The organism is Gemmatimonas sp. (assembly GCF_044345575.1).
Taxonomy (GTDB): Bacteria; Gemmatimonadota; Gemmatimonadetes; order Gemmatimonadales; family Gemmatimonadaceae; genus Gemmatimonas.
On record NZ_JBIJAW010000178.1, the window covers coordinates 1 to 6,758 of the forward strand.

Below are 6,758 nucleotides of genomic sequence, written 5' to 3' on the forward strand. Positions count from 1 at the left end.
ATCGTGGTGCTCCTCGGCCTGTCCAACGGCGTCTTCGCCATTGGCGCGATCGGCTCCATGATGGCGCTCACGGGCGACAAGACGGACGGCCGCGCCGGGTTGCGGCTCGGCGTGTTCGGCGCCGCACAGGCGCTGGCCTACGCCATCGGGACGATGTCGGGCGCCGCCGGTGTGGATCTGGCGCGCGCCGTGCTCGAGTCGCCGCTACGCGGCTATCTGGCAGTGTTCGCCGTGCAGGCCCTGCTCTTTGGTGGTTCGGCGTGGCTCGCCCTCCGCAGCGCGTCGAGCGAGCGGGCCAACGATGTGTTCCGTCAGCGCGGCGAGATGCTGCAGGCGGTCATTCAATGAGCGACATGGAGAACGGGCCAGTGAACGAATCGCTCGAGAACGAACGGCTCACCCAGCTCGAACGCGCGATGCCGGTGGAAGACGGCGAGCTGTTCGATGTGGTCGTAGTGGGTGGTGGCCCCGCGGGCGCCACGGCGGCGCACGAGCTCGCCTGTGCCGGTCGCAAGGTGCTGCTGCTCGACCGGGCCTGGCGCACCAAGCCATGTGGCGGTGCGGTGCCCCCGCAGTTGCTGCGCGATTTCAAGATTCCGCCCTCGCTGCTGGTCGCGCGCGTGAACACCGCCCGCGTGATCTCGCCCACCGCCAAGAAGGTGGACATCCCGGTGGGCGATGGCTTCGTGGGCATGGTCGACCGTGACACGTTCGACGAATGGCTGCGCGTACGGGCGGCGCAGTCGGGCGTGGTGCGCCGAACGGGCGCCTTCACCCAGTTTTCGCGCGACGCCGATGGCACGGCGATCATTACGTACACTGAAGGGCGCTCGCGCCACGGCGCGACGCGCTACGTGCGCGCCCGGTTTGTCATCGGCGCCGACGGGGCGCTGTCGCCGGTGGCGCGCCAGTGCATTCCGGGATCGCACAAGGCGAAGCATGTCTTCGCGTACCACGAGATCGTGAAGTCGCCGCACCGCGACAGCGATGTGTTCGGCCACGACCGGGTCGATGTGTACTACAACGCCCCGCTGTCCCCGGACTTCTACGCCTGGGTGTTTCCGCACGGCCCCACCACCTCCATCGGCACCGGCACCTTCCAGAAGGGGTTCGGACTCAAGGAAGCGGTGGCCCGCCTGCGCGCGGACACCGGGATGGACGGACTGGAGACGATCCGCCGCGAAGGCGCCCCCATTCCCATCAAGCCACTGCCCCGCTGGGACAATGGCCGGGACGTGGTGGTGGCGGGTGATGCGGCCGGCGTAGTGGCGCCGGCGAGCGGAGAAGGCATCTTCTACGCCATGACCGGTGGTCGTCTGGCGGCGGATGCCGTGGAAGAGGCGTTGCAGACCGGCAAGGCCTCGGCGCTGCGCGCTGCGCGGCGGCGGTTCATGCGCCTGCACGGCCCCGTGTTCTTCGTACTCGATGTGATGCAGAGCTTCTGGTACACCACCGACAACCGGCGTGAACGCTTCGTCGCAATCTGCCGGGATCGGGATGTGCAGCAACTGACGTTCGACGGATACATGCGTAAACAGCTCGTGCGAGCCAAGCCCATGTCGCACGTGCGCATTTTCTTCAAGAACCTGGCGCATCTGGCCGGGCTCGCGCCCGCCTGATCACAGACTCCGCATCCCCTCCCCGATGCTGATTTCGATCGCCATCGACTTCCGCCACGCCGATGTGGCAACCCGTGAGCGCTTCCACCTCTCCGAGGAACGCCTCACGCAGTTGTATCGCACGGCGCGCACCGAAGTGATCACCGAATCCGCGCTCATCTCCACGTGCAATCGCACGGAGCTGTATGCGTGGGTGGACAGCGATGATCCCCATGTTATCGAGCGCTCGGTCCAAGTGCTCGCGCGCCGCTGGATGCGCACCCGGTCGGAAGGCGACCAGTTGCTCACCACCGCAACACGCCGCGAGGGACGCGATGCCGCCGAGCATGTGGTGCGCATCGCCTCCGGATTGGAATCGCAGGTGCTGGGTGATGGGCAGATTCTCGGGCAGCTCAAAGCCGCGTACAAGCGCGCCTCGCGCGGGCAGGCGGCGGGTCCGGTACTGCATCGCCTGTTCGAAACCGCGCTGCGCGCAGGCAAGCGGGTACAGACCGAAACGTCGCTGACCGCCGGACGTAACTCCGTGGGCGCCGAGGCGGCGATCACCGCGTCGCAGCGCTTCGGGAATCTCGAGAATGCACGGTGCGTGGTGATCGGGGCGGGCAAGACGGGCGCCCGGGCGGCCAAACAGCTGCACAAGCTTGGCGCGCGCGACATCGTCGTGGTGAACCGCACCTTCGAGAACGCACAGAGCCTGGCGGGCATGGTGGGTGGCCGTGCGGCGGCGTGGGATGCGCTGCATGTCGAGGCCGCGATGGCCGACGTGGTGATCGTTGCCACGGGCAGCGAAGTGCCGGTGGTGGAAGCCGCGTCGCTGCGCCGGGCGCGCGAAGCGTGCGCCGCCACGGGCTACGCGCTGCTCATGATGGACCTCAGTGTCCCGCGCAACATCGATCCGGCGGTCACCGAGGAGACGGGCATTACGCTCATCGATCTCGACACGTTGCATCAACCGTTGGTCTCGGCCGAAGTGATGCGCAAGGATGCCGTGCCGTACGCGGAAACGATCTGCGCTGGCGAGACCGACGCATTCATGGATTGGCTGGCCACGATGCCGGCGCGCGACGCGATCAAGCCGTTGCGTGAAGCGCTCGAAGATGTGGCGCGCCGTGAAGTGGCCTTCCACTCGAAGGACGACAGCGTGGCGGAGAAGGCCGCGTCGCGCATCGTCGCGAAGCTGCTCGCCGGTCCCATGGCGGCGCTGCGTCGCGCCGTGCAGCGCGGCGAACCGCTCGACCAGCACGCGATGATGCTGCTCGAAATGTTCGCCCCCGCCGGTGGTGCGGGTGCGGGCGCGTCGGACATGCGCCGGACCGGGTCGCATCGCGCGGTGGCCCCGGCCCAAGCCAACGGGACAGCGGCCGCGGGGAAACCAACGCCGAAGACCGGATCGCCGACACCGTCGAACGTGGCGGCCGCGGCGGTCAGCGGCACACGCGAAACGCCACCGCTCGTCGCCTCGCAGCACTTCAACTGATGTGATGCAGACGGCGACGCACCGCCTCCGGGCCGTGCGTCGCCGTCGTAGCTTTACCATTCGAGTTGCCCGACCCACGGCAACCCGAGATCACCCGGGCTCTCGCGAGTCCGCCACTCCCCTGGCTATGAACGACCTGTTGTTGCGTGCGCTGCGCCGCGAGCGCGTAGAACGTCCCCCCGTGTGGATGATGCGTCAGGCTGGCCGCTATCTCGCCGAGTACCGTGCGGTACGGGCGAAGAGTGATTTCCTTACGATGTGCCGCACGCCGGAACTCGCGACGGAGGTCACGCTGCAGCCGATCGATCTCGTCGGCGTGGATGCCGCCATCATCTTCAGCGACATCCTCGTCGTGCCGGAAGCGATGGGGATGCATCTGACCCTCGACGAAGGCGTCGGCCCGCAGTTCCCGTCGCCCATCCGTTCGACGGCCGATCTCGCGCGCCTCAATCCGGTGGTGCCACAGGAGCAGCTCGGCTACATGCTCGACGCCCTTCGCATGACGAAGCGCGAGCTCAACGGCCGTGTCCCGCTCATCGGCTTCGCCGGCGCACCGTGGACGCTGGCCGCCTACATGGTGGAAGGCAAAGGCACGAAGCAGTTCGCGGTGGCCAAGAAGATGCTCTTCGAACAGCCGGCGCTCGCGCACGCGCTGCTCGACAAGCTCGCCACGGCCGTGGGCGACTTCCTCGTGGCGCAGGTGGAAGCCGGTGCACAGGTGGTGCAGCTGTTCGAGTCGTGGGCCGGCGCACTGGGCCCGCACGAGTTCCGTACCTTCGCCCTGCCCTACCTCGCCAAGGCGGCGCTGCGCGCACGTGAAGCCGGTGTGCCGGTCATCGTGTTCGCGCCCGGCGGTGGGTGGGCGCTGAGCGAAATCGCCGCGGCCACGCAGGCCGATGCGATTGGCGTGGACTGGCACACCACGCCGCACGATGCCCGCCGGCAGACGGACCCGTTCAACGTCGCGTTGCAGGGTAATCTCGACCCGTGCACGCTGTACGCGCCGACGGACGAGATTCGTCGCCGTACGCACGAGATGATCGCGGCGTTCGGACCGGTGGGACACGTGGCCAACCTGGGCCATGGCATTCTCCCGGACATGAAGCCGGATCACGCGCGCGCTTTCATCAACGCCGTGAAGGAGTGGGAATGGACGGAGGAGCGCATCGCCGCCCATCAGGCGCGGACGCCCTTCTCGCAGCTGGCGGGTATAGCATGACCGTCGCCACCCATCCCGACGAACTCCGCGCGGCCGCGCCGGCGCCCGCCGTGAACCGGCGCAGCGATGTCACGCGCTGGATCGCCGGGCTGCACGACGAGCTCACGTCGTTCTTCGGTCGTCTCGACCGCGGCGGCACCTTCACCGAAGACCGCTGGGAACGCCCCGGTGGCGGCGGTGGTGTGGCGCGCGTGATGACCGACGGGGTGACGTTCGAAAAGGCCGGCATCAATCGGTCGGCCGTGATGGGCGTGCTGCCGGCGGCGGCGGCCCAGCGACTCGGCGGACGCGGCGCAGCCACGGGGTCGACGCACTTCTTCGCCACCGGCGTGAGCCTCGTGGTGCATCCGCGCAGCCCGAAGGTGCCCACCGTGCATCTCAACGTGCGCTACTTCGAGCTCACCGATGAGGCGGGCAACATCACCGACTGCTGGTTCGGCGGCGGGACCGATCTCACGCCGTTCTATCCGCACGAAGACGATGCGCGGGCTTTCCATATGGCGCTGCGCGACATGTGCGACCGGCACCATACTGGGCTCTATTCCACGTGCAAGAAGTGGTGTGACGAGTACTTCGTGAACACGCACCGCGACAACGAAGCGCGCGGCATCGGTGGCGTGTTCTTCGATCATCTGCGGGCAGAGGCAGAGCCGTACCACCTCGATTTCGAGAGCGCGCAGGCGTTCGTGACCGACGTGGCCCGTGTGCTGCGCCAGGCGTACGAACCCATCGTCGATCGGCGGCGGGACGAGGCGTTCGGCGACGCCGAGCGTGAGTTCCAGCTCGTCCGGCGTGGCCGGTACGTGGAGTTCAACCTCGTGCACGATCGCGGCACGACCTTCGGCCTGCAGACGAATGCGCGCGTGGAAAGCGTGCTCATGAGCCTCCCGCCGTTGGCGATGTGGCAGTATGCCCCCCGGTATTCTCCGGGTTCCTTCGAAGCTCGGCTACAGCGGATGCTTGAGCCACGCGACTGGGTTGGTGACGTCACTGGAGCGTGAACCATGCGGGTGCTTGCGGACATGATCGACAACGTGCCGCCGATTGAAGGCGACGGAGGCGACCAGCGCTCCGTCGCTGTTGTTGGGGCAGGCATCACGGGACTCGTGGCAGCGTGGGAGCTGCGCCGTCGCGGCGTAAACGTCACGCTGTACGAAGCAAGCGGTCATGCGGGCGGAGCCATTCGCACGACACACGCGGACGGGTTTCTGGCCGAGCACGGGCCGAACTCGTTCGTCACGTCGCCCGCGGTGGAAACACTGCTGCAGCAGCTCGACCTGCAGGACGATGTGGTGGAAGCCAATCCCGGCGCGAACCGGCGGTATGTGGTGCGCGAGGGGCGTCTGATGCCCTTCCCGCTCACGCCGGTGAGCATGTTGAGTACGGGGCTCCTGTCGTTCAAGGCGAAGCTCCGTGTGTTGCTGGAGCCACTCGTGCGCACGCGTACGCAGGAGGACGACGAGTCGGTGGCGAGCTTCGTCCGGCGCCGTCTGGGCCGTGAAGTACTCGACTACGCCGTGGACCCGTTCATCTCGGGCATTTTCGCCGGTGATCCGGAGACGCTGAGCATGGCTCACGCCTTCCCGCGGGTGGCCGAGCTGGAGCGCCGCCACGGGTCGCTGTCGAAGGGGCTCATGATGCAGCGCAAGCAGTTCGCCGGTGGCGAGCACGGCGACGATACGGCGGGGATGACGGCCGACACGAAGGGGCATCTGATGTCGTCGTCGGCGCCGATGCGTGCACGCCTCATCAGTTTCGTGGACGGCATGCAGACACTCACGGACACGCTCGAGGCATCGCTCGCGGGCACGCTCAGGCTCGGCTGTCCGGTGCGACTGGTGCACCGTCAGGACACGCGCTGGGTGGTGGACGCGGGACAGGACGGCGCGGCGCGTTCGCGCCTCGTGGACGCCGTGGTGATGGCGACACCGGCGCACGTGCTCGCGGCCATGGAGTTGCCGGCGGCGATGCGCAAGTTCGCGGCGCCCATCGAACGCGTGGAATATCCCAGCGTGAGCACGCTGACCCTGGGCTTCCGTCGCGAGGATGTGGCGCACGCGCTCGTTGGGTTCGGGGTGCTCATTCCTGCGGCCGAACGGCGCACGCTACTGGGCGCGCTGTTCAGTTCGTCGCTGTTTCCGAGCCGTTCGCCTGAGGAGTGCGTGACCATCACCTGCTTCGTGGGTGGTGCGCGGCAGGCCGACCGGGCGCGGGAGGACACCGACCTCCTCGTGGAGCGGGTGCTGGTGGACCTGCGCCAACTGCTCGGCGTGCGCGGCGAGCCGGTGTTCGTCAAGCACGTGTACTGGTCGCGTGCGATTCCGCAGTACACGGTGGGCTATCAGGCCGTGAAGGATGCCGCCGATGCCACCGAGCAGCAGAACCCGGGGCTCTACCTCGCCGGCAACTACCGCAACGGCGTGAGCGTGGGCGACTGCATCGC

Annotated in this window: 6 protein-coding genes; all 6 read left to right on the forward strand. The window is 67.8% G+C overall.

Annotated elements, in window-relative coordinates; genetic code table 11:
- On the forward strand, positions 1-348 hold a 348-nt coding region (locus tag ACIQ6O_RS10920; RefSeq protein ID WP_396207821.1), incomplete at its 5' end, for a PucC family protein.
- A gap of 68 nt (positions 349-416) precedes the next feature.
- Positions 417-1,619 carry a geranylgeranyl diphosphate reductase gene (locus tag ACIQ6O_RS10925; protein ID WP_396207826.1) on the forward strand — a complete coding sequence of 401 codons (1,203 nt, stop codon included), beginning with the start codon at positions 417-419 and terminating at the stop codon, positions 1,617-1,619.
- 25 nt (positions 1,620-1,644) lie between these two features.
- Positions 1,645-3,096 carry a glutamyl-tRNA reductase gene (gene hemA / locus ACIQ6O_RS10930; protein WP_396207822.1) on the forward strand — a complete coding sequence of 484 codons (1,452 nt, stop codon included), beginning with the start codon at positions 1,645-1,647 and terminating at the stop codon, positions 3,094-3,096.
- 127 nt (positions 3,097-3,223) lie between these two features.
- Complete coding sequence (hemE, locus tag ACIQ6O_RS10935) at positions 3,224-4,315, forward strand: uroporphyrinogen decarboxylase (protein ID WP_396207823.1); 1,092 nt, start codon at positions 3,224-3,226, stop codon at positions 4,313-4,315.
- A complete protein-coding gene (gene hemF, locus ACIQ6O_RS10940) occupies positions 4,312-5,316 on the forward strand; it encodes an oxygen-dependent coproporphyrinogen oxidase (RefSeq protein ID WP_396207824.1) in 1,005 nt (334 codons plus the stop codon). Before hemE ends, hemF begins: the two co-directional genes overlap by 4 nt.
- 3 nt (positions 5,317-5,319) lie before the next feature.
- Positions 5,320-6,758, forward strand: a 1,439-nt coding sequence (hemG, locus tag ACIQ6O_RS10945; protein WP_396207825.1) for a protoporphyrinogen oxidase, incomplete at its 3' end; no start/stop codon positions are given.